The sequence below is a fragment of the Microcoleus sp. B4-C2 genome (assembly GCF_036705265.1).
In the GTDB taxonomy this organism is placed as follows: domain Bacteria; phylum Cyanobacteriota; class Cyanobacteriia; order Cyanobacteriales; family Microcoleaceae; genus Microcoleus.
The window spans coordinates 24,584-48,081 of sequence record NZ_JAUBUB010000002.1 but is presented as its reverse complement, the minus strand read 5'-3'; the positions used below and the strand labels follow the sequence as shown (position 1 = coordinate 48,081).

Here is a 23,498-nt window from a genome sequence, read left to right as displayed (position 1 = left end):
AGGCAAGATGCCTGTGCTTGTTTGTGGAACAGGCATCTTGCCTGTGCTTGTTTGTGGAACAGGCATCTTGCCTGTTTTAGCATCAACTCTCGATCGCCAAGAAACGCTAAGCTATAAACAGCCAACTTAACTTTCAAACAATTATGATTTTTCCAGGTTCGGCAGTTCGAGTTAAAGATAAGGGTGAGATTTACTACGCCTTTCAAGGACAAGTCCAGCGAGTTAGCGACGGGAAAGTCGCGGTACTGTTTGAAGGCGGGAATTGGGACAAGCTGATTACATTCCGCGTGTCGCAGTTGGAACTTGTGGATGCTACGGCGGGCCGGGCGAAATAGTCAGCGGTCATTAGTCATTGTTAATGGGTAATTTGTAATTGCTAAAGTACCCAATACCAGGCTACTAACTCAAGACCCTTGAAAACTAGCACAAAACCAATGACTAATGACTAATGACTGATGACGAATGACTAATGACTAATCACTAAAACTATGCGTTTACCTTTACCCCAATTTGCTACAAAAGAGCGCCATCCCGATCGCATTGCTGAGGTAATCGAGACGGCAACTTCGGAGTTTTTGGCTCAATGTTTGGAACCGGAAGACTTAAGCTTTCCCGTGATGCCGCCTTTTGGGAGTTGGGTGAAGGCCGAGGATGAAGAGTCGAAAAATCAAATTTACGGCGTGGTTTATTACGCTACGACTAGCCCGATCGACTCGGTGCACAGAGCTCGCGCTTTGGGTTTGTCCCTCGAAGAGTTGCGGGAAGAACAACCGCAGATTTTTGCGATGCTCAAAACCGAGTTTCGAGTGGCGATTGTGGGGTTTGAGGCTGCGCCGGAAAGGTTGAACGGCCACGGCCCATCGAGGGGTAAAATTTATCAGTATTTGCCACCGCGCCCGCCGCAAATTCACCAGGCGGTTTATCGCTGCGAACCGGATGAGGTGATTGATTTTACCGTACAGTTGGACTTTTTGAGGACGCTGCTGGGGGTGACTAATGCGCCAGTGGATGCGCTGACGGCGGCGGCGATTCGTGAGATTTATCAGTTGCGGATGCGCGATCGATCTTGGTTGGTGGAAGCGGGAAGGAGTTTGAGTGTTTTGCTGAAGGATGATTACGATCGGTTGCGGGTGATTTTGAGTCAGATTCATCCGTAAGGGAAAGGTTAAGAATCTGAATAATAAACAGTTACATAGCCGTCGATCCAGTGGTCTTTATCTAAGGGATAACAGCTTATATGAAAGCCTTCTGGAGCATCTATAAAACCGGGCTGGGAGAGCATTCTTGCCTTAGCAGATTCGGCTAATGTTTTAGTCGAATAAATACCGATAATTTTGTAGTCTTCGCCGTCATCTCCGAATTCATGGACGTGCTGAAGAATAAAGACATTAACCATCTTCTTAAAATCATTTAATTATTGCTCTTTAAGTTGATTATAGTAGAAAGCATTCATTCCAACCATGCGTCTAAGTCTAATGTAAAGTGATGGGTACTTTCCAGCAAAAAAGAGCGACCTTGTTTAACTAAATTGCCTTGACAAATAACCGGAATTCTGGCTTGATAAGCTTTAACTGCCAGTTCGTAGACTGGTTCTGCTAGTTCTAACTGAATGCGCCGCAGCTTGCCAACAATAACGCCCGTCAAAGTTAATTTTCCGGCTGATAATCCTTCTTGCAAGTTGGTGACTATGCCTTGAATGGTAATGTTAGGAACTGATGTCAAGAGGTTGCTGAGAATTTCGAGCTGGGAACGATTTTCAGCAATTTCTAGGGTTTGTAAAACTTCAGCCATCCGGCGGGGAAAGTCTAAAAATTCTGGTTTTAATGGTAGCAGAATCTCTAACTCTTCTGAGGTTTCGCTGTGGCGATTCCAGAGAGAAGCTTTATCGTCAATTTGTCGCACTTCTTGCCAGCAATGCGTTTCGAGGTAAGTACGCACAATTTCTGGCTGTAGATTTTTGAGAATTTCGGGATCTCGAACGGTGACTATCATAGGGTTTCGCTCTGGCGATCAATTCGCGACATAAAGGTGGTAAGCTGTTCTGCATTTAAATTGTCTGTCAAAAAACAATCTAACTCTTGTGGGGTGGGCGTCCCGCCCGCCCTGAATATGCAATTTAAAGGCGCGACAGCTTAAGAGCTTTTACATTAAGGAAGAAACGATCGCACTTAATTCAAAATGCGATCGCCCCATTCAGTTTTGCAGAACACTGCGTCTGATGTAAAAGAGCATTTTTGCCCAATTTAATCTAAAGAAACATAGCGAATCAAACTCCGCATGAGCTTGCCGATAGTCGGGGCAGGTAAAATCTGCGACCATTCTTGAACTGCTGCAAAGCGACGCAAGTAGAGTGCGCTAACAATTTTATCGATTCCCTTCTGGGAGCCAATCACTAGGATCAGCACAGGTTCCCGGTCTGGTTCAGCAGGCACAGGATTTGGCTGCGATGTCGGCGATGTAGGGATTTCGTTGATATTTGTGGAAACAAAAAGCTGTGTTTGAGTCATTGCGGTCGCTCTCCTCTATCTGATAGGTGCTAATTGTCAACTACTCGCAGTGTAGCGCATTAGATGACAATCAGCAACGTTTACAGGAGCATGACTCTCTGACAAAATCGGGAACATGGCAAGAGCAGGTAAAGCCCTCAAAAAAATATTAGAGGCATACGATATCAGTCAATATCAATTGGCGGCAAAGATGGAAATCGATCGCTCAAACGTTAGTCGTTGGGTGAGTGAAGAACGAGATCCATCCGCTGAGGCGGTATTTGCGATTAAGCAAGCGTTGCAGACATTCAATCGGGAGGCGGCTGATGAATTCGTCAGGTTGTACCTGGGAAATGACGAGGAAAACGGTTAGGTTATCAGGTGTGGAGAGCGCCCCACCGATCGCCCTTGCTGCATTCAAGGACGATCGCCCATTAATTTGCAATAATTTATTTAAAGCGAGGAAGATTATATGTGGCTAGAAATAACAGCGCTAAATCAAGTTCCCGAATGGGGTGTCTTGAAGGTAAAAGTTGACGAAACTTCAGTGATTTTGAACCGTCAAGGCATGAATGTCACTTGTTACCGCAATGCTTGCACTCATTTGGAATATCCGATCGACATGGGTAAAGTCAGCAACGGTATCATTACCTGTCCTTTTCACAAATATCAGTACAAATTAGATACGGGTAAATGTTTGAATGCACCCAGCGATTCCCTGGAATCTTATCCGGTAAAGATTGAGGGCGATCGCGTTTTTGTAGAAATAGATTAGTCATTAGTCTTAGCTAAGTCCGACAGTCCGACAGGGGTTGAAACCCCTGTCTCATAGCTAAAGTCGTCTAAAGACGACTGTAGATTAGTATTTGATATCAAGTCCGGCTTAAATACCCCCTCACTCTCTTAGTCTGCGGAGGCCGACTTTGTTTATGTAGTAGCGGTTTCAAGCGCCGAACCATCTTTCAACCTACCATTTTCGCGCGCCGCTGGCGGAGGAAAATCACCAAAAGCCCGATCGCACCTACCGCCAACAGCAGCCATTCTTCCGGTTCAGGAACCCCCGAAACATTCAGAGGATTATTCGGCTTACTCAACTGTTCCTTACCCGATTCTACCTCTCTGTCAAATCGATCGCTCTTAGCTTCCGCTGCTTTTAGTTGCTCCCTTTGCGCGTCATTAACTAACACAATCATCGAAGAATAAGGCGTCACCACTTTGAAATTTTTAGCTACTGCGTGCATCGCATCCAGTTGCGTCAATTGATTGGAACTTTTCTGCTTGCTAAGTGCAGTTATCAACTGCCGCGCAGCTATTGGTTTAAATCCTTCATTTCCGGCATCTTTTGGCTCTGTAACAGCCCCCGATTTGAGTGTCTTTTCTGATTTGGAATTTTTGGCATAAGTCCAAGCATAGCCGTCAACAACGCTAACGGTAGATTGGCCCGAAGCTGCTGTCGTTGCTACTCGCTGCATCGCCTCTTTCATATCTGTAGAAACTCCGCCACCGCTATCTTGAATGACCTTTAAAGTTGCGTCGTCGTAGCCGGGGGGCAAACCTCCCAAATGCACTGTCCATAGGGGTGCAGAGATGGAAAGTTTAAGTTTGCGATCGTCCGACAATTCGTAACTGTGGCGATCGCTCACCAAAAATACATTATCGTAACTTTTATCGCCCCGCAACTGTGCAAACTGTTGCAGCATATCTTTGAGCTGGATTGTACCATAAAATGTCACCTTTGCCGCATCGAAATTGCGTACATCTTCCACAAACTTAGGTGGCATTCCCGCAGCGCTGGCGATATACAAATCAACAGCATTTTTTCCTGCTGCATTAGCTTTCAACCATTCAAAAGTCTCTTTTACATCCTTATTTTTCGCCACCATGCTGCGGGAAGTATCGAGAATAACTGCAATTTTCTTGCCTTGGGGTAGCGAGTAATTTGGATCAGCCAACGGCTTAGCAGAAATGATATTTCCTCCCGGTAGAATCGCCTGCTGCACGGTTAGCGGTTGCTGTGCGACTGCGGGCAAAAAGGGTGGTAGCCAAGTTTCTCTTGCTTCTTTACCGCTGTATTTTACATCTTTTCCGGCGATCGTGCGGCGAGTATTTTGGTTCCAAAAAATGTTGCGTTTTTCAGCCAAAACAGGCATCGCCCAACCCTGCGGCTGTCGCATGACTTTGTAAGTAAGCCACAGGTGCATTTCCGTTGGCCCGTCAGTTGGCATGAATTCTCTTTTAGCCGGGATTGGAAAAGCCCGCAAACGGTATTGTTTGGGGCCAATTTGTTCTAGCAAAGCCGGATCGACTCTTTCTACTACCTGTTGGTTGTAGACTTGCTGTGCGGCACCGCGAGGCGATACCGTAAATACAAAACGTTTATTTAAATCCCCAGTATCTCCTAGCCAAACTCCTGTAACTGCGGCGCTTTCAGGGAGGGAAAAGTAGTAAAATACTTCTTGCAAGTTCGGCGTTTGATTTTTGTAAACTTCGTAGAGTTGAACGTCAGCCCAGTCGCCGTTTTCTTTGACTGTAACTTCTTGCGACTGCAACCACACTTTTTCTTGATTGACATTCAGCAAACCAGCTTTAGCTTCTTCCCGATTTGATGTTGACTGCACCGCGTGTTTTACTGCTGCTGTGTCGCCTTTTTGCAGTTGCGTATCGAAGAATTCGCCGTAGAGTTTTTCTGCTTTTTCCACATCAGCACTAGAGCCTTGATACAAAAACGGCGACATTAAAAAATTATAGCTGTTCTGCAAGGTTTGAGCCGCTGCGTCAGGGAAAATCCAAATATTTTTGTATATCTCATAAATGTGGTTGTTTTCTCCTACAGTGCTGAGGTAGCGGTAAGGGGACAAATAAGCGTTAACTAAGCCCGATCGAATCATATCAGATTTGGCTAATAAAGTTTGGCGGCTGCTGTCGTTTGCGGGGGGAGTCGCCAGCATTTTCAGCGCTGCAACTTGTGGCTGCTGCTGCAAAGCCGAGAAAATAGCCAGCCAAGCTGCTATGACTCCCAAACTTCCGATTAGTGCTTTATTTTTTCCGTATTGTGCAGCAAAACTCTGCCATATTTTCCGCCCGGAATGAATGTAGAGAAAGCCGTACAGCGAAGGCATGACAACGAATAAGCTACAGGTTAAACCAAACAATATAAACGATAGCGGTATCCAAATTAAAGCCGAGGCCCACGCCCCGTATTTAAACATCTCCAGAAATGGTGAAACCCATGTAAACTTGAAAAATTGAATGACGACAAATAAGAATCCATAAAGTGTATACAATGCCACAGGTACAGCGTAATAAAGCAGCAATGTTGCCGCCCAAGTGCCAACTACTACCATTAAACTGTGACATCCTAATTGCAGCCACGCACTTCGCTTTTCTCCGATTAAGTTGAAAATACGAGGCTGTTGATTATGGGAATTCTGGGAATCGAAAATATTTTGCACATTTTCTCTTTTACCCAGATATCCGTACAGCATTTCCACTGAAAATGCTGCAATGCACAAAGCAATAGTAGCGATGATTAGAGAACTAGCTGGGGTGAGTTCTCGCAGCAGGAACAAGCGGAGCAAACACAGCAAAAATAGCGGTGATTCTACGCCGTAAAACCAACGCATTAGCTGTAGGGGTTGCTCGCTAAAACGCCTAGATCCTATTACTGTACATACAGTGGGTACTGCGATCGTAGCTGCCATCGTCAAAGAAAACTCTAGCGGGATAGTGCCCTCGATTGTCGCCATAATTAATGGCACTCCTATAATCGGCAAAATTCCCAAGTAAACAATCGATAAAAATGTCAAATTCCAAACCCAAAAAAATGTTTGAAAAATTCCATCAAATACCTGTTTAATTTTCATTCATTTCTCCTTGTAAGCTTTGTTTAACGGTATCGTAGACGTTACCAGCAAACTCTTTTACCTCATGATTTTCTGCTTGTAGGGATCTGTCAAATAAAATGGAAACTAGCACCCAAGTATGATTTTTATGGGTAATATCGCTGCCGATGCGCGACAAGAAGTTATCGGTAGTTTGCTGGGTCGATTGCAGCCAGTATGCAGCAGATAGTTGGTTGTCTTTGAGAGACAGCCAGCGCGCTGTTACGGAAGGAGTTAGTTGTTTTTTTTCTATGCCATTGACGGGAATTCCGCTGGCTACAAAACACAACTCGGGGGCGTGATAAGTTTGCCAGGATGTGCTCGCTACTGTGAGCATGGAACCGCGCAAGTTGCCGGCGACAAATCTGATTTTTTGTGTTTGCGTGTCTGGATAGTTGCCAAAGAATTTTTGTTCGCTAGGATTCAGCGGAATCGACTCTGATTTAATGTATTCAGGTAATGTTAAAGGTGCGATCGCCATTTTTGACGTTTCTACATGAGACAGTTGAGCCATTATTGCCAAAACTGTGACTGCTGCAATTATTCCTGGTTTGGCTAAAGGGTGATTTGGAAGAATTTCTGAGTTTGGTTTTGCAGAAATACCGCTGGTTTTTTCTGGCTGAAATTTCGGTACTCGTTGCAGCATTAACCACGTCACAAAACAAGCACAGACTAAACCGACAATTCCCAGAGGAACGTGCATAATTTGTGCTATGTTTGGCTGTTGAAAAACTTCTGAAACCAGGACTAACACGGCAACCCGCGCAGCGTTAGCACATACCAACATTAAGAGATTAGCAGCGCCGACTGCTAGCCATCTTAAGCTCAATTTACGCCCTTCCAGCCAGGTAGCAGCTAGCAAAAATAGCGTTCCGACTAAAAGGGTTTTAATGCCGCTGCAAGGCACGTCAACCTGAGCGATGCCGTTTTCCAAAATGATAATATCGTAAGAAGAAATAGCCCCAATGTGCAGCAGAGAAAGCAACTGTTCTACTACCTGAGCAGTGAGGACTCGCGCGGGCAAACCTAAGCCGCTATTCAACTGACTATTAAATGGTAAAATACAAGCAAGCAAGCCCGCAATTGGTAAGTTTTTTCGCCAAAAGTTGGAATCCACCAATAAGCCGCACAGCCCGTAAGTTCCGAGGATAAATAGCAGGACAGTAACTTGTTTGATATCAATTATGTACTGAAGGGCGATCGAGCAAATACCCGCACCCAACATTAACAGCAGCGGATCTCGCCTCAAAACGAAATTGGGTGAAAATCCGAAGGGGCGAGCGGAGTTCCCGCTCGATCGCACTACTAATGCTACAATCAGAAAGCCAATTACTATTTTGTACAGTGTGGGTATCTCAACAAACGAGGATAACAGCCACTTAACAGCCGAGATATTGGCCCAAAACCAAGCAAGCGCCAGCAAAAAAGGAGCCAGCCAAACCAAATTAACCGCAGGATGAGGAGTAACAGAATCTGGAATTGCAGAATCAGTGATATTGGTGCGCTGCATGATACCGCTTGACATTCACGTTGGTGACATCTTAGCTCAGCCAAATTGGTAATGTCCAGACCGATTATTTAAGTTTTGTCAAGCTTCGATTTTCTCTACAGAGAAGCTAGCGTTATAATAATTAATTTTATCGGAGGTAAAAATGAGCGAAAAAAGTCCAGGATACAAAATTGTTAGCGATAACCGACAAGCGCGCCATCTCTATGAAATTATAGAGACATACCAAGTGGGAATCGAGTTGAAGGGCACCGAAGTCAAATCTATTCGGGAAGGAAAAGCCAATTTGCGCGACGGATATGGCTTAGTTCGGAACGGGGAACTGTGGCTGATCAACGTTCACATTTCGCCTTGGAGAAGTGCTAGCAACTATTTTAATCACGAACCCCGCCGCACCCGTAAATTGCTGATGCACAAGCAGGAAATTCGCAAATTAATCGGCAAAGTCGAAGAAAAAGGCTTGACTTTAGTGCCGTTAAAAATGTATTTGAAAGGCGGCTGGGTAAAACTGGATATCGGTTTGGGTAAAGGGAAAAAACTGTACGACAAGCGCGAAGATTTGAAGAAACGCGAAGATAAGCGGGATATGGAAAGAGCGATGAAGCAATTTTAGTCAGAGTCATTAGTCATTAGTCATTAGTTATTAGACATCTCCGAAAAATAAACTAAAACCTTTGCTACTCAAAGGTTGAAAGTTAATTTAGGGAGATGTTTATTAGTCAGGAGTCATTAGTGGTTCATGATGGGTGATTGCTGATTAATGATTGGCTATTTTAAATCGATTTCGGTTCATGACTCATTATAATATTTTTCAAAATCCTCAAGGGAGGAGGTTGAGGACTTCCATCGTCACTACAAACTTAATTAGAGTTATTTCACCGCAGTCCATCTTAGGATCGCGAATTAAATAACTTACAATTTTAATTGTTATTGTGGGATGGGCCTGAAAGCCCGTCCTTTTTGGACGGGCTTTCAGGCCCATCCCACTTTCAAGAGTGGAAGTTATTTAATTCTCATTCCTTACAGCAAATTCTATGTTGATTAACTAAACCCCAGCTCGTTCGCTCCCCGTAGGGAAACGGCCCAGGGTAAGTCCCTCTACACTTCATAAACCTGGAATACGCTGTATCTCCTCATACAGTCGCATACTGTCGATCGACTGCTGCCTAAGTATTATTACTTAGACAAGGAGAAGAGTTCTATCTGCTTTCTGCTTCCCGGTTCTTTTTTTCTGAAAATATCCGGATGGCTTGTGGAGTCTCAGGAATGGTTAACCTATGCTCGAATACCTCTGGGTAGTGGGAACATTACCCAAGCATTCGGCTGTGGACTCACAAACTCTTATAAGAAAGGGACTCAAACCTGAGTCATTTCGTAAGATTATATGCCATTAGGGTGGCAATTAAATCTGGTCAAAAAAATATCGCCCAACTCTCAAGTTAAAAAATGCTAAAAATGACACCATTAGCTAACATTTTCAATGCCATGAAAGAGCCAGTAAAAAAGCATAATAACTCCAAGTGGGGAGCCTTCTTGCTGATGCTAGCAGTAGGCTTTGGCGGCTGGCAAATTGGGTTGCCGGAGCTGGCATCTTTTTTTAATAATAGGGCTTTTGAAAACTACAAAGCCAATCGATTCGCTGATACTCAACAAGCATATGAGTTAGCGCTCTGGGTAGATCCAAAAAGCCGCACAGCTCTTTACAATTTAGGATGGCTTTGCGAAGAGGTGCAAGATTTAGAGTGCGCCAGAGAAAAATATCTGCAAGCTGCAAAACTCGGTCTGCCTGCTGCTTACAGCAACCTGGCTAGGTTATATATAGTCGATAAAAAAAACTATCCGGCTGCCGTCCACTTCCTGTGGCAAGGTTTGAAATTAGCTGAGGACGATCGAGTAAAATATTCTTTACTCAAAAACTTGGGATGGGCTCGCCTGGAACAGGGTCGATATTCAGAGGCATTGCAGCATCTGGATGAAGCGATTAAAATTGATAGTGAAGGGCCAGCAACTTACTGCTTAAAAGCGCAAGTCCTAGAAAAGATAAAAAATACGAAGGAAGCGCTACCGCAGTGGAAAATTTGTCTAAAGTATGCGGATTCTCAAGAATTCGATGAGGATATATGGATAGGGATGGCACGTCAACGATTAAACGAGGAAAAAACAAAAAAATGAAACGCACAGTTTTGCTTTCATCAACCATACTGGCAATTATAACGGTACTGGAGCTAAGTCAAGCCTCAAAAGCAGTGCCAACTCCTGCGACTGTTAAACCTGCCCTTAATCAATCAGTCGAAATGCTGTTGAGTTCGGATCAGTCGATGCGACAGTGCAGAGATAGAAATGGTGGAAAATATGCGTGTCCGAGATTCATCATGACTCCGGAGAGCGAAGAATAAGAGTTATTTTCAATAAATTTTGTAGAGTGTACCATCACCACTTTACAGCAACAGGTATGTAGTATGTAGTAGTAAGTATGCAGGGTGCGCCGTCCGCACCTTATAGCATTTGAGATGTGAGATTAAGAATTGAAGAATTGGAAATAACTTATGGCGATAATGGTTTGCAGCTTGCATAAAGCTGCATTCTTTTTTGGAACTGTTATAACTCTTAATCATTGCTGTCTAGGCTATTGCTGGCATCCACACCGGGCGCAGGGCTGTTTCATTCGACCAAGGGACAAACCCTGGTGAAGATTCCCGATATTTGAAACATCGATTTCATCATTGGTGGAGGGGGTAGGCAAAGAAAGGAACTACCCCTACAAAACGATGATTTCCCTGAGAATGAAACCGCCCTGCCACCGGGCGGGGATAAAACCCCGCCAGCAATTCTATCTACTCGCCCTCCGTCAAAGCTGAATCTTGCTGCTGATGCGAGGTGCTGTAAAAACTAGCAATAATCGCCACCATCAACCACCAAAGCATATTAACTTCCGGCCGGTACCAAACTGTATCGACAAAACCGTGGGCCATCATGCCGGCTAAAGTGGCGATCGCCCCAATCAACCAAAACCCCTGATTCGATTTGAGATTTTGGATTTGAGATTTGGGATTTTGGGATTCTTCCTCTAAATTAGAGATGTTAAATTGTGCATCCCGCAGATTTTTGATCTGCAACAAACCATGATTGACGGTGACAGTCATCAGCCACAGGAAACACATTAAACCGATAAAACCGGTTTCTACCACAATTTCCAGCAGCACCGAGTAAGCGCTCAAAGCAGTGAATCTCGGCTTCATATAAAGCGGGTAAACTTTATTAAAAGCAGTGTTTCCCGGCCCGATTCCCAGAATTGGCCGATCGCGAATCATGTCAATCACCGCCGTCCACACATTAATCCGAAAATTGTTACTACTGTCACCTCGTCCAATAAACATACTCGAAACTCGATCGCGCAGAGGCTCCACTAAAGCCACTCCTAAAATTAACGCCCCAGCCAAACCTCCTAACCCTAACGGCAGCGCCCAAGTTCGCCAGAACCGAGGCATCAAAGGGCTGTACCAGTACCACAGCAGCACTAAAAATACCACCAGTAGAGCCACAAAACCGATCCAAGCACCCCGGCTGTCCGTGTAGCGCAAACACGCGCAATTCACCACCAGCATCGTCAGCGCTAAAACTCTTGTTCCCCATCCTTTCCACACAAAAAGCGCGGCGGCGCTCAATGCAATGGCTGGCAGTAAATAGGAACCAAGCAAGTTAGGATTTCCCAGAAAGCTGTAAACTCGCGTGACATTGGCTTGAGTAGAAGTCGGATCGTTCCAAGTAGCTAATGGTGGCACTTTATCAATCCACTGCCGCACGCCGTAGAAACTGACAACTAGAGAGACGTTCAAAAATACGGCAATTAACCACGATCGCCAACGGGGATCTCGCAAGATCCGAGCCATCAGCGCAAAAAACAGCAAATACAGGGTTAGCTTGCTCCAACCAGTAGCAGCGGCGACTTTCACCGGCGACATCGCCGTTGCGACGGTGGCTATGCCCCAGTACAGCAGTACCAGCAAGTAAATCGGCCTCAAGGCGATCGGGCGATCGTCCGAAACAGTTAGCAGCACCCAAAATGCAGCGCTAGCCGCCATCAACACCCCCACCAAGGCATTGTTTACAAACGGCGCCAAACCGAAAGTCAAGGCCAGCAAAACAAAACCCAAGGGTTCTGCCCACTGCATCAGCCAGCTACTCTGCCGCCAACTGCGTAAAGAGCCGATCGCCAAATTGAATAAATAACTTCTACTTTGCCACTGAGAGAGCGGCAAATTTGCCAGAGTTAATTGTTGCCAAACTGAATTCATTTTTAGATTGATTATTGGTAATTGGGAATTGGGAATTGGGAATTGGGAATTGAGTCTAAAAGCATCGACAATTGGTAGTAAGCTGTTACGCATCTAAATTGTATTCTTGTGGGGCGGGACGCCCACCCCACAAGAATTTGCTCGAATTTGATTGTCAAATGTAGATGCGCCTCAGCTTAACTCGCATCTTGAACCATTCTCGATTAAGGCTTTTCGGGTCGGCTCCACCCAGAATAAATTTCTTGTGGGCGGGGCACGCGAGGCCGCGCATAAAAGCCTTATTGAGAATGGTGCAACATCTCAGTATTAATTAACAAATGACTTGTTTCATCTTCCTTCTTCTTTCCATCCGTTACATCCGTTAGAAAATCCGTTGCCGAACTTCCTTCTTCCTTCTTTACCCTTCCAACAATTCCGTAGCATTTGTGCAGGGCAACCAGAGCACGTAGCGATATCCAGATTCCGGGGTTCCTTGAATCGAGAGTTGACCGCCTTGAATTTCCACCAATTGGCAGCAAAGCAGCAGCCCCAAGCGTTCGCGCGCCCCGTAACCAGCTAACACTGGTGCACTATCCTCTGCATTCTGCGCCGCCAAAGCCGCCAACTCAGAAAACGCCAGCGTTAATCGCTGCGAACCCTGTGTCGGGAGTTGCGGTTCTCCGGGAGAGTCGGTTTCGGAGTTCGATGGCGAACCGCTACCAGATCCGGCCTTCAACAAGTAGTCGGTGTAGAGTTTAGCATGGGGCAAACTTTCCCCTAACCAAGGATGAAAAACCCAAACTCCGATGTTGATACCGTCTTCTTTCCGAGAAACGTGGACTCGAATCACGCTGCCTGCCCCAGCAGATTGAATAATGCTAAAAATTAAGTGGTGCAGCATTTGCTGAACCTTATCTTTATCTACCAACCAGATGCGCGACCCGGGCCCCATCGACAAATTAATTTCTTGCTCTCGTCTACTTGCCACGGACGACAGAATTGTCACAACCTGCTGGCACAGAGTTTCTATATCGACTGCGGTTCGCTTCAAGGTGAAAGCGGAATCATCTAGTTCGGCCAGTTCCAAAATTTCTTCAACTAGCGATCGCAAAGAGCGGCTGCTGTCTTGGATCACGTCAATATATTCTTTTTGCTTGCTCGTTAAGGGGCCATAAATTTCTTGTTTCAACACACTTGCCATGCCGAGGACAGAAGTGAGTGGTGTGAGCAATTCCTGCGCTAAATTATTTAGCAGTTTTACTTTAATTGAGTTAGTAGACAAATCGATAGGTTTGTTAGTCATCGTTAATTTTTATTGGTTCATTGTCGAGCGAGGGTTTGCGGTTCATTAGACCTATTCCAAAAGTCTATAACAATTTGTTTATAATTCACCACAAAAAAAAGGTAGTGAAGAAGAATATATATTCCTTATTCCCTAAAAGCTCTTCCTTATCTGAGTAATTAAGATTTAATCATTGCTTCTAAAGCTGATTGCAAGTCTTGAGTGAGTTCGGCAACTGCTAACCTGCGACTGGTTTGATATCGATCCCAACGATCGCTCACTGATATGGGTTCGCCCACGGTCATTTGTACCTGCTGTTTGCCCAACTTCGGTCTGCCGAAAGGATTTCCCCCTTTGATGCGAGCCAGTACGTCCCACAGCAGTAAAGTTGTTTCTGCCAAACGTTCTGCTGTCAGTTGTTCTGCGACGTACCTGCCCGTGACAGACACGAAACTTTCTACAAGTCTCATGTGCCACATCCGAAGACTTGCTTCTTCAGCGAGGCGATCGGCTAATCCTCTTTCTAAGGGAGAAAGTGCTGCAATATCTTTGATATCTTCTCGATAAATATACTCCCAGCCTGCTTGTTCCAGACGGCGGCAGCGGTCTATTAAACTGCCTTTGGGCTTTAAGTTAAAATATTCTTCGGCTACTTGCAAACCCACGTCTAACAAAGCTTTCAGTCGAGCAATCATTACTTCATTGTCCGAATCATTTGCCGTTATTTTGGGGGAGAATAATGATGTTAAACTAGATGTAGATGACTGTATTTGCTTATGATAAAAACGGCTGTAAAACTCTTCCATTACTGCTAGCAAATGACCGCCAAGTCGAATCAGGCGTAGATATTGGAATTTATGATTTTGGTTTTCGGAATCGGAATTTGCCGTCTCTAAATTAGCGATATCGGTGCGTTCTAAGGGTGGCAGTCCGCAATCAATTTCTAATTGAGTTAAAAGTTTTTCTAGGGGTTGCCAAGGTGGATTGACATAGCGGTATTGAATGCCGATCGGCACAATTAAAACTTTTTCAGTGCGTCCGGCTTTTAGCAAATCTTCAACGCACCAGAAGCCCATTTGAGCAATTCCCGGTTCGAGGGGGCTGACTATTTCATTGTGACCGTTGGTAGCGCCTTCTGGGGCGGCGGCGATCGGGAATTGGCTGTTGACAAATAAATCGCGGGCCGATCGCAATCCGGCGCGATCGATCTTACCGCGAACGATCGGAGTGCCACCGAGTTGGGAATAAAGCCAGCCGACTCCCGCACCGGCCCACAGGGGAATGCCGCGATCGTAGATAAAGTGGGAATGTACCGGGAATTGCAGGGGAATGCCTTTTGCCCGCGCCGCCTGGGGAACGAGTTTCCAAATTAGTTGTCCCAAACAGTAGGGATCGTCTGAGTTGGGGTGGCGGAAGGCTAGCAAGAAGCGAACTTTCTGATTTTGAAATTGGTGGAATAGTTCGGCGAGGGTTTCGACGTTTTCGGCTTGAACGTGGCTGATACTCGTCCGAAATCGCAGCCACCAGGGGAGTATTTGCTTACAACCTTGCATCACTAGGGGGTTGTAGGCTGGGGGTATGAATTCCAGCGGCGGCTGAACTTGGCTAATTGAATTGGGCATTTTGCGATTTTAAATTTTAAATTTTAGATTTTAGATTACTAGGTTGGGGTGAAAACTTCCAATTTTGAGAATGCTGAAGTTTGTTTTATTAACCGCAGAGGACGCAGAGGACACGGAGGAAGAGAGGATATAGCAAAGCGTGTCGTGTCAATTTAATGTCAAAAGTATTACCTGTCTGGGATCGGATATCATGTCGAGTCGATCGACCCCAATATTTTGGTCGGGGCCGGTGTACGGTATTTCTGGCTGATATTACAGATTCAGAGGTAAACTAGCCCTGACAAGAATTAGGATTATTTTACAGGACTAAATATAAAGCGATCATCTTTTTTACCCCCTGTCCTTGACAAGGCAGGGCTGTTTCATTCTCACGAAAATGGCGATTTAGTACGGTAGTGCCCCCGTGCCTACCCCCCCACAGACGACTTCACAGGCGTTTAAGACATGGGGGCAGCCACGGGGGGCAGCCCCTACAAGAGAATGAAACAGCCCTGCTTGACAATGGGGATGCGAGGAGGTCAGAAACTCGACTAAAAACGAGATTTATCCTCAGTTTCCACCTTCAACACAGATTTTTGCAATCCAAAATCTAAAATCTAAAATCTAAAATCCTATTGTGCGGCTTCAAATATCATTTCTTGGAAGTTAATGACATCCGATCGCGGATCGCAGTGGGTGACTTTGACTTCTAGTCGATCGCCGATTGCGACCGATCGACCAAATCGCATTGCCAATTCTAAACCCAAATCTTCCAATAAAATCAATCCCAGATTGCTGTCTTCCCTCAGCCAGCGAAGCATTAAGGCTTCCCAAACTTCATCGGGGTTGCGCCGCAAATATTCCAATCCCCAATAGCGGTTGGTTTGGCGTTCGACAGTGGATGCTTCTTTAACTGCGGTGCCGAGACACATCACAATGTCCTGTATTTCTTCAGCGGAAAAAGGTAGTGGTTCGCCCCGCAGGTGGGCTTTGATTTGGAAGTGAGTCAGCAAGTCGGTATAGCGGCGGATGGGAGAAGTAACTTGGGTGTATAATTCCAAACCCAAGCCGGCGTGGCGTCCGGGGGTGAGTCCCATTTCGCTGCGGGGCATACACCGGCGCACGGCGCAAGCGCGGGCGGGGCCTGCGGGAACGGCTAGCAGTTCTTCATCGGGAGGGAGTTCGGGCTGTGGCTGATAGCGGTAGGGTATGGGCAGGTTGTGAGCTTGACCGTAGCGGGCGGCTAGTTCGCCGGCTAAAATCATCATTTCGGCGACTAGCATCCGGGCGGTGGAGTCGTCGATGACGTGGATTTTGATGTCGTCGCCGTTGACTTTGATGACGGATTCTGGCATGAAAATGCTGATTGCGCCTTGGGCTTCCCGCCATTTTTGCCGCAGTTTGGCCGCAGAGGCGATCGCTGCTATTTCTGGTTCTGCTTCGATTCCCAACTCCAGCATTTCGTCTACGTCATCGTATGTCAAGCGGTAGGTGGGTTTTATGGTGCTGATGTGGATGCTGTAATCTTGAGCCGCGCCGATTTCGTCTAAGGTGACGCTGAAGCTGAGGGCGCTGCACTCTTTGCCTTGAATTAAACTCATTGGCCCGGTTGCCAAAGCTGGGGGAAACATGGAGATCATTCCCGTGGGCAGGTAAACCGTAGTGGTGCGCTTTCTGGCTTCGAGGTCGAGTTCGTCTCCGGGGGAAAGCAAGCGGGTGGGATCGGCGATGTGTATCCAGATCCGCTGCTGGCCGTTTTCGAGGAATTCTAAGCTGAGGCCGTCGTCGATTTCGGTGGTGCTTTCGTCGTCGATCGTGTAAACCTTGAGGTGAGTTAAATCGAGACGATTTGTGTCGGAGTCGGTTGGGGGATTTTCTAGGCAGCGTTGGGCCACTTCTAATACCTTTGCGGAGAATTGTAGGGGAATTTGGCTTCGCCGCAAAAACAGGTTTTCGTGGGTACTCCAGAGGCCGAGCTCGACTAGGAGGCCAAATGCTGCTTCGGGGTTTTCGGATCGTTGTAAGCTGGCTAAAGTTTCTAAGGCTGGGGTGCGGTGCGTTGCTTCTTCTCCGAGGAGGGCAAAGCGTTCTAGGGCGTCGAGGCGAGTTCGATCGCTATTTTCCCAATCTACATTTTCCCCTGCCAGCCGCTGTTTGACTCGATCCCAAAATCCTTGGGATTCTTGGTGTCGCTGCTGTTCTACTTCTTGCTGGTGTTTGATTTCGGCTACTTGGGCTGCAGATCGCGGTTCGTAGCGATCGCCCTTTTGTTTGAAATACAGTTTATCTGTTGACAGCAAACAGTAGGCCGCGTAACACTGGGCCGCACTGCGTTCGGAAAATAGCAGTATTGCCAGGGATTCGGGATCTGCTGTTTCTCCGTCACCGACTAAAAGTTCCCAAGCGACTTCCAAACTCGACGGATCTGAGTAGGCTTCTACTTCTTTGAGAAATTTGGGAATGTCGGAGGGTTTGTAAGTTTCTCCGACTACTTCGTAGCTGATTTGTTTGGGCGGTATGCTGTGCGGTTGACCGTTTTCGTCTACCACGACCCAGTTTTTCTTGCCGTCGGGGCGATCGGCAACTGCCAGACGGCGGTCGCCGTGCACTCTAAATTCTACTAACGTTCCCTTCTCCACTTGCCAGCTTTATATTTGAGATTTTGGATTTTTACCGTGGCCACTTATCGAGTTTCGAGCTTGCGATTTTAGATTTTGGATATTGGCATTTTTTCTGGTCAATTGTGAAAGTTAAAATCTAAAAAGTTGTTCTTTATTCTTGCTTTTTTTTTAACTTTTGACTTGTGATTAAGACTTGCGCTGCTGCGACTCTTAATCTTATTTCGCGATTATTTCGCTGCATTCTTGCTGCACTATTAATGACAGAAAGACGTTGTTTTCGCGCAAGTCTTATTCCCAGTCCAAAATCTAAAACCCAAAATCCCAAATCCTGTTAACCTTCTTGGTTTACGAAGGGCATCAAAGCTACAATTCTTGCTCTTTTGATGCTTCTGGTCAGGTCTCGCTGCTGTTTTGCCGTCAAACCGGTAATCCGGCGGGGCAAAATTTTACCGCGTTCTGTGACGTATTTTTTGAGCAAATCTACATCTTTGTAGTCGATCGGGTCTCCTGGTTTGATGGGCGAAACGCGCCGGCGAAAGTAAGTCATGGTTTGTTGTTTGTTGACTGTTGTTTGTTGACTGTTGATTGTGAGTTTTTAGTTATTAGCCGTTAGTTGCTAGCCGTCAGGAAAGCATTGGTTAATTATCTGCTTTTCGCCGATCAATATCAATTGCCAACAACTGATGACTGATGACTAAGGACTAATGACTAATCGCTACTTGATCTCTTTGTGGGCAGTGTGGCTGTTGCAATGGGGGCAGAACTTTTTGAGTTCCAGCCGCGCCGTCGTGTTGCGACGGTTCTTGGTGGTGGTGTACCGAGACACGCCTTTTGAGCGTTTGCTTACGTTTGTACGGCACTCAGTACACTCTAGAGTAATTATGATGCGGACGCCTTTAGCCATAATTCTAAATAAATTTCGACTAATTTAAACACAATTTATTATCTTCTCACATTGCTCTGCACTTGGTCAAGCAATCTTCTAACTTTGATGTCGAGGGAGTAGCCACGGCGGGTTCCAACTACGATCGTCCCGCCGATGCGATCGTGGAAAGCTTGGGGAAACCTTTCGGCGGAGGTGAGGGCTACGCTACAGTCGATCGCCAGGGGCAGCATCAGCAGCAAGACGGCGGCGTTGGTAGATGTGAGTCCACCTATACCTGCGAAGGCTAAGGCCGCGCAAAAGCCCAGCAATGCCTCGCGCTTGCACAGTTTTTGCACTCCGGGAGTCCGTTGGAATCTGGGATCGACAATTTTCATGTCCAAAGCCCAGCGCCCGAGACTTTGACCTTGGTTTTTCCTGACGATGGCTACGCGCATGATCAGCCACAGCAGGACAAAAAATATGGTTTGGACGATCGCATTAGTACCCAGAAGCAAACTGGGCAGCCAAACTGCGATTCCGTCGATGCAGAGTGCCGCGGCGCGGCGGCCGACGGATACTTTGGGAAGGAGAGGTACTAAATCGGAACTCATAGGCAAAAGGGTCGATCGTCACTAGCTACTTTTTGATCTTAAGCTCTCGATTAATCGATCGGCATCAATGGCGTGTAACTCAACTTCCAAGCCAAGCGCTAATTATTCAAGCTGAAAATGGATTTTCGCCGATTCCCAACTGCTTTTTTGACTTTTCCACCTGTTCCCACAGTGTTTGGATCTGAGTAAATGCCTGTTCCACAGAGATTTTACCGTTAGATGTCAAGGAACTGATGTAACCCACTCGCTGAGAAAACTCTTGTAAATTCGCATTAAATACTAAATTCTCTGGCTTTACTTCACCGTAATAACGATTTTGAGGATATAAAAAATTTGAATTTGCTACCATTGCTTTAACCTCGCTTGAAAACCTTTTTTTCTAGTTATCTATATTATAAACCGCGATCCCCTTCTAAAGGTGTGCTGTAAGTAGCAGAAATCATGTGACATTGGGCGAACTTTTTTGTGATGGCAATTACATCGACAGATGAGGGCGACAAAAACCTCAGTAATTTCACCTGTACAACTTACGCAGGCGGGGTCAATCGATTGCGCGATTTTAGATTTTAGATTTTAGATTTTAGATTTTAGATTTGAAGCATTGACCCCACGGATAAATTCGGGGGGAAAGTTTCTCGGATACAGGTTTTTTCTTTATCGAAATCCAGGGGCTTGCAGCCGTAGGGTATAGCGTCAAGCCGCAGCTACATATTAATAAACCTCATCATGGCTTCCAATATCAACCAAGACAATTAAATCATCACCTGTTGTAGCATCTTTTTTGAAAGCAAAAATGATTCGACAATCATAAGCAACAGAACAAGACCACAAACCGTCCAATTTACCCGTTAACTTATGAGATTTTAAAGCGTGATTAAAAGGATCATCGCCCAACAATCTTAAAACCTCTAATATCTGGTCTTGTAATTGGTGATTTTTTTTAATTAATCGCTTAAAACGTCTTTTGAAACACGGATCGGTTGTTAAAATCATTCTTCCTCATCCTCCAATAAATATGACTTCAAATTCTCACAAGTTAATTTCAAGGCTGTTCTTGGCTATACAGCATTAAAAAAAATGTATGTATAGCATGGCTAAGGCGCTTTACTCATCACCCAGTTCGCGCAGTAGAAGGAAGCAATTACCAAAGCGCCTTAATAGCCTTGGCGGTTGCTATAACTTGATAATTCCTCTAGCAATTTGCTCAACAAGTTCCTAGCGAGAAATGCGGTATCTTTTAGAAAAAACATCCAGTTTTTTGATAGCCGTTTTGGTAAGGCTAAAGGCGCAGCTTTTTTTGATCTCGTCGTACATCTCTGGCTGATTTCTCATGCTTTTATGTTTGGGTTTAGCCATGTCAAAAACTCCTTTCTGATTCAGAAAACAAAATTTCAGCTTGATCCGACGTGAAAATGACCAAAAAAAAGGAGTTCTTGGTAGGACTCCTGGCAAAGGTTTACATTATTCAATTTTTGGTTGTGAAGCGTTGGAAGAACCAAACGCTCGTCCGACAAGATAGTCGAGTTTTTCGAGAAGGTTATAAGTGCTAAGTTTGAATATTTCCACTTGCTTCTTGCAAAGCAGGGAGTGCTGGAAATTCTAAGCTTTGGGATTATAAAAGTCATGATAACACAAACAATCAAAATCGGCAATAGTTTTGTAATTTATTCTTTAAGTCTTTGCTAGATTGCTTTTAGCTCTTAATAAGAGCATGGTAGTGGTTGAGGACTTAACTTTTACAGCGGTTCCTGCTGTATTACGGCATACTCAATGAATCCTCAATATTTAAGAAATTGGTTTGTCAATTGTTGCTGCTATACCTCAGAAAAGCAGGAACCACTGTATCATTCTTGGCAATTAATAATTGGTAATTGAGTAGGATATAAATCTTTCATTCTTCATTGAAGTCTTCATTAAAGTCTTCATTGAAGTCTTCATATAACTTTTCTTCTTTTATCTCTAACATATCTAGCGCTTGATCTAGCCAAAAGTCCGAATCGGTTGACGCTCTTCTTTCAAATAGATAAACATTTCTTGTGTAATCTATCAATTTACCGGAATCAGTTTGACCCATATAATGTTCAGGGGTAACGCTAAATAATTTCCAACCTTGACTTCCTAATTTATTAAATAATGTGATATAGTCATCTTTCATCTTTATGTTATTTGTATATGCCCCTGTAATTATAAATCCATTAAAACGATATTTTAGACCCAAAAAGTTAGATTTTAATTCGTCGTTATAGTAAACTTGAATATATTCATACTGGGGCTTAGTCACTATTTGTTCTACCAAAGAGAGTAGTCCCCTTATAAATTCTTTATTTTCTAAAAATTTATTTATTTCATCTGAATTGTCATTCATAATAATACCCTCAACCGTTCAAAATTTTAATATCCTAGAGATTATTATAGCAGCGATCATCACCCAACAATTCTAAAACCTCTAATATCTGGTCTTGTAATTGCTTATTTTTTTAATTAATCGCTTAAGACTTCTTTTGAAACTCGGATCGGTTGTTAAAATCATTCGTCCTCATCCTCTAATAGATATGACTTCAACTCTTCAAAAGTTCCTCTCATGGCTGTTCCCGTCTCTACAGCCCTAAAAACTTCCTGAGCACTCGCCAAAATTTCATCCCGCCGATTTTCAATCCGTCGCTTGCGGATAAACTCAAACAACCGATCCTGATCTTCTATTGATAAACTTTCGATTTGATCGATAATTTCTTGTACCGTCATCATACAGCCTCCTTTAAAGTAAAATTAACTAAAGATTTAGCCTCCGCCCAAACCCGATCCTCAATCAAACGACTTAACCCCTGTTCCGTCACAATATCCACCTTACAACCTAACATATCTTGCAAAGCCATGACATAAAAAAATGAGATGATAGGCAGTATAAGCAAGCTTTTTTTCATTACTCTAATCATTTCATTACTTCTTTGGCAAAGTATCACTACAACCAGCTTCTTTAAATTGTTGAAGCAACCGATTTCTATCGGCTTGAGAAATGTAACTCATTAATTTAGCTGGATCGACGAGCGGTTTAGGCCAAGCATATTCGTAGATACCAGCTTGATTGTTGCTAGTGTTAATAAAAGTCACCCCTAAATAGTTACCTTGTTGAACCAAAATCGTGCGTTCGCTTGTTCTGATTTGTTTGCCAGAGATAGTTCCTTGAGCAAAACTTATCCCGATGTCATTGGCTGTGGGAATAAAAGTTTCTAAAATACACACTCGACCTTTGATCGTTGAGGGATAAATATCTAGATTTTCTTCTAGCGCCGTCCATTTACCGATAAAAGGTGCTACATCAGGATTAACTGGCAACCAAGCTCTAACAAACGCTTTCAAGTTCTGAATTTCATTTTGATTACGGCGATCTCGAAGATAAAAATCACGATTTCCCGGCTGCGGAGAAGCAACAAAACTGCGAAAGCGATTCATTAATTGCTGTAATTCATTCTCAGTTGGATATCGTTTAGATTGTTGTGCAATAATTGGTAAACAGCAACCCAAAATTATCATATTGACCATCAAGGTTACTAGCGCGCGTTTTCTCATAAGTAATACTTTCCAGTTCTGTCAACCCTTAGTTTACCAGCCTTGCTCATACAACTTATGTATAAACCACCACTCTCACAAGCCCAACTCGAGCGCACGCCAATCACCTGCGATCGCACTGTGCTAAGTAAAGCATATGCGATCGGCAAAAAAGCAGAGCGCCACAATTTGGCAAAACTAATAACCTGTGCGGTTATATTACTGCCTGCAAACCGAGCTTTTTCTGCTCCTACTTACTTGGGTAGCGAACCTAGTGCTGAGGCTGACAGCGCTAAATTTACTCAAAAGGTTAACATCATCCAGGCTCAAAATAGCACCCAGGTGCCGCTGAGCATTCGGTATGGTGGAACAGAAGCTAGGGGAGGCTTTGTCCTCATGCAACTGACTGCACCCAATCGAGATACAACTCAACCGGCTTACGGTGGCAAGCTTCGTTTCTACGATGTTCATCTTGCCAAAATGTTTGAAACTTCCCATTTTTTGTGCCAGCAGTTTAGAGGCGTTTCCGGTTATGAATGGGTTTATTCAGCAGGTAATGGAAGTATTCGCATGGGAAACTTTAGAATTCCCTGTAGTTTAGCTAGCGAAATGGCTTCAACCTACGGCTTAGGTAAGCCAGAAAGCACAAGCATTGCCAAAGATACCGAGGGCGGCCCTCCTGAATCAGATGTCTATTCTATTCCGATTTTAGACATCACCGGTTCTAAAATTCAGCGGTGGATGAATTTTGTGCAAAATTTTAAACCAACTAGCAGGGATATGTAGTGACCTGCAATACTCAACACTCAAACCTGCAATAAACG

At 44.7% G+C, this 23,498-nt stretch carries 26 protein-coding genes; 8 read left to right on the top strand and 18 right to left on the bottom strand.

What is annotated here, in order from left to right:
• The first annotated feature begins 143 nt into the window (after positions 1-143).
• Positions 144-335: an NAD(P)H dehydrogenase subunit NdhS gene (locus QUB20_RS01335; protein ID WP_333242613.1), complete on the top strand. Its 192-nt coding sequence runs from the start codon at positions 144-146 to the stop codon at positions 333-335.
• A 153-nt stretch (positions 336-488) separates the two neighbouring features.
• Positions 489-1,157, top strand: a complete 669-nt coding sequence (locus tag QUB20_RS01330) for an HAS-barrel domain-containing protein (protein WP_333196850.1) — start codon at positions 489-491, stop codon at positions 1,155-1,157.
• 8 nt (positions 1,158-1,165) lie between these two features.
• Here QUB20_RS01330 and QUB20_RS01325 read toward each other — a convergent pair whose 3' ends face one another.
• The 3 genes from QUB20_RS01325 to QUB20_RS01315 form a co-directional block, all read right to left on the bottom strand.
• Entirely contained in the window at positions 1,166-1,396 is a 231-nt protein-coding gene (locus QUB20_RS01325; protein WP_333242616.1) for a DUF7336 domain-containing protein, read from the bottom strand.
• A gap of 53 nt (positions 1,397-1,449) precedes the next feature.
• A complete protein-coding gene (locus QUB20_RS01320) occupies positions 1,450-1,992 on the bottom strand; it encodes a hypothetical protein (protein ID WP_333242619.1) in 543 nt (180 codons plus the stop codon).
• Between the two features lie 251 nt (positions 1,993-2,243).
• The gene (locus tag QUB20_RS01315) at positions 2,244-2,507 is read right to left on the bottom strand and encodes a peptide ABC transporter substrate-binding protein (RefSeq protein ID WP_333242624.1); all 264 of its coding nucleotides are present in this window, start codon (positions 2,505-2,507) and stop codon (positions 2,244-2,246) included.
• A 115-nt stretch (positions 2,508-2,622) separates the two neighbouring features.
• Here QUB20_RS01315 and QUB20_RS01310 point away from each other — a divergent pair, with 115 nt between their 5' ends.
• Positions 2,623-2,859: a helix-turn-helix transcriptional regulator gene (locus QUB20_RS01310; protein WP_333242628.1), complete on the top strand. Its 237-nt coding sequence runs from the start codon at positions 2,623-2,625 to the stop codon at positions 2,857-2,859.
• 99 nt (positions 2,860-2,958) lie between these two features.
• The gene (locus tag QUB20_RS01305; protein WP_333242632.1) at positions 2,959-3,261 is read left to right on the top strand and encodes a Rieske (2Fe-2S) protein; all 303 of its coding nucleotides are present in this window, start codon (positions 2,959-2,961) and stop codon (positions 3,259-3,261) included.
• A gap of 187 nt (positions 3,262-3,448) precedes the next feature.
• Here QUB20_RS01305 and QUB20_RS01300 read toward each other — a convergent pair whose 3' ends face one another.
• Complete coding sequence (locus QUB20_RS01300) at positions 3,449-6,349, bottom strand: TIGR02921 family PEP-CTERM protein (RefSeq protein WP_333242634.1); 2,901 nt, start codon at positions 6,347-6,349, stop codon at positions 3,449-3,451.
• Entirely contained in the window at positions 6,339-7,892 is a 1,554-nt protein-coding gene (gene xrtO / locus QUB20_RS01295; protein ID WP_333242637.1) for an exosortase O, read from the bottom strand. The genes QUB20_RS01300 and xrtO overlap by 11 nt, the downstream gene beginning before the upstream one ends.
• A gap of 127 nt (positions 7,893-8,019) precedes the next feature.
• Here xrtO and smpB point away from each other — a divergent pair, with 127 nt between their 5' ends.
• From smpB to QUB20_RS01280, 3 genes are all read left to right on the top strand, one after another.
• On the top strand, positions 8,020-8,487 hold the full coding sequence (smpB, locus tag QUB20_RS01290) for an SsrA-binding protein SmpB (protein ID WP_006631384.1): 468 nt from the start codon (positions 8,020-8,022) through the stop codon (positions 8,485-8,487).
• Positions 8,488-9,329: 842 nt separating this feature from the next.
• Positions 9,330-10,046, top strand: a complete 717-nt coding sequence (locus tag QUB20_RS01285; RefSeq protein ID WP_333057234.1) for a tetratricopeptide repeat protein — start codon at positions 9,330-9,332, stop codon at positions 10,044-10,046.
• The gene (locus QUB20_RS01280; RefSeq protein WP_333057233.1) at positions 10,043-10,270 is read left to right on the top strand and encodes an Osc7112_2153 family protein; all 228 of its coding nucleotides are present in this window, start codon (positions 10,043-10,045) and stop codon (positions 10,268-10,270) included. Before QUB20_RS01285 ends, QUB20_RS01280 begins: the two co-directional genes overlap by 4 nt.
• Positions 10,271-10,708: 438 nt before the next feature.
• Here QUB20_RS01280 and QUB20_RS01275 read toward each other — a convergent pair whose 3' ends face one another.
• From QUB20_RS01275 to QUB20_RS01215, 13 genes are all read right to left on the bottom strand, one after another.
• Positions 10,709-12,169 (bottom strand): IctB family putative bicarbonate transporter, encoded by a 1,461-nt coding sequence (locus QUB20_RS01275; protein ID WP_333242709.1) that lies wholly within the window; start codon positions 12,167-12,169, stop codon positions 10,709-10,711.
• A gap of 397 nt (positions 12,170-12,566) precedes the next feature.
• On the bottom strand, positions 12,567-13,451 hold the full coding sequence (locus QUB20_RS01270) for a histidine kinase dimerization/phospho-acceptor domain-containing protein (RefSeq protein ID WP_333242640.1): 885 nt from the start codon (positions 13,449-13,451) through the stop codon (positions 12,567-12,569).
• Positions 13,452-13,609: 158 nt separating this feature from the next.
• Positions 13,610-15,052 carry a 1-acyl-sn-glycerol-3-phosphate acyltransferase gene (locus QUB20_RS01265; protein ID WP_333242642.1) on the bottom strand — a complete coding sequence of 481 codons (1,443 nt, stop codon included), beginning with the start codon at positions 15,050-15,052 and terminating at the stop codon, positions 13,610-13,612.
• A gap of 611 nt (positions 15,053-15,663) precedes the next feature.
• Positions 15,664-17,670: a ribonuclease R family protein gene (locus tag QUB20_RS01260; RefSeq protein WP_333242645.1), complete on the bottom strand. Its 2,007-nt coding sequence runs from the start codon at positions 17,668-17,670 to the stop codon at positions 15,664-15,666.
• A 313-nt stretch (positions 17,671-17,983) separates the two neighbouring features.
• A complete protein-coding gene (gene rpsR / locus QUB20_RS01255; protein ID WP_006631377.1) occupies positions 17,984-18,199 on the bottom strand; it encodes a 30S ribosomal protein S18 in 216 nt (71 codons plus the stop codon).
• A 168-nt stretch (positions 18,200-18,367) separates the two neighbouring features.
• Positions 18,368-18,556, bottom strand: a complete 189-nt coding sequence (rpmG, locus tag QUB20_RS01250; protein WP_006631376.1) for a 50S ribosomal protein L33 — start codon at positions 18,554-18,556, stop codon at positions 18,368-18,370.
• 38 nt (positions 18,557-18,594) lie between these two features.
• Complete coding sequence (locus QUB20_RS01245) at positions 18,595-19,128, bottom strand: RDD family protein (RefSeq protein ID WP_333242649.1); 534 nt, start codon at positions 19,126-19,128, stop codon at positions 18,595-18,597.
• A 106-nt stretch (positions 19,129-19,234) separates the two neighbouring features.
• Positions 19,235-19,477: a DUF7219 family protein gene (locus tag QUB20_RS01240; RefSeq protein WP_190658612.1), complete on the bottom strand. Its 243-nt coding sequence runs from the start codon at positions 19,475-19,477 to the stop codon at positions 19,235-19,237.
• 362 nt (positions 19,478-19,839) lie between these two features.
• Positions 19,840-20,121, bottom strand: a complete 282-nt coding sequence (locus QUB20_RS01235; protein ID WP_333242652.1) for a type II toxin-antitoxin system mRNA interferase toxin, RelE/StbE family — start codon at positions 20,119-20,121, stop codon at positions 19,840-19,842.
• Between the two features lie 898 nt (positions 20,122-21,019).
• Entirely contained in the window at positions 21,020-21,493 is a 474-nt protein-coding gene (locus tag QUB20_RS01230) for a hypothetical protein (RefSeq protein WP_333242655.1), read from the bottom strand.
• Between the two features lie 161 nt (positions 21,494-21,654).
• Positions 21,655-21,873 (bottom strand): hypothetical protein, encoded by a 219-nt coding sequence (locus QUB20_RS01225; RefSeq protein ID WP_333242658.1) that lies wholly within the window; start codon positions 21,871-21,873, stop codon positions 21,655-21,657.
• Positions 21,870-22,049 carry a hypothetical protein gene (locus QUB20_RS01220; protein WP_333291101.1) on the bottom strand — a complete coding sequence of 60 codons (180 nt, stop codon included), beginning with the start codon at positions 22,047-22,049 and terminating at the stop codon, positions 21,870-21,872. Before QUB20_RS01220 ends, QUB20_RS01225 begins: the two co-directional genes overlap by 4 nt.
• Positions 22,050-22,065: 16 nt before the next feature.
• A complete protein-coding gene (locus QUB20_RS01215; protein WP_333242660.1) occupies positions 22,066-22,695 on the bottom strand; it encodes a hypothetical protein in 630 nt (209 codons plus the stop codon).
• Between the two features lie 57 nt (positions 22,696-22,752).
• On the opposite strand from QUB20_RS01215, the gene QUB20_RS01210 reads away from it, so the two are divergent.
• A complete protein-coding gene (locus QUB20_RS01210) occupies positions 22,753-23,460 on the top strand; it encodes a hypothetical protein (protein ID WP_333242663.1) in 708 nt (235 codons plus the stop codon).
• Positions 23,461-23,498 lie beyond the last annotated feature (38 nt).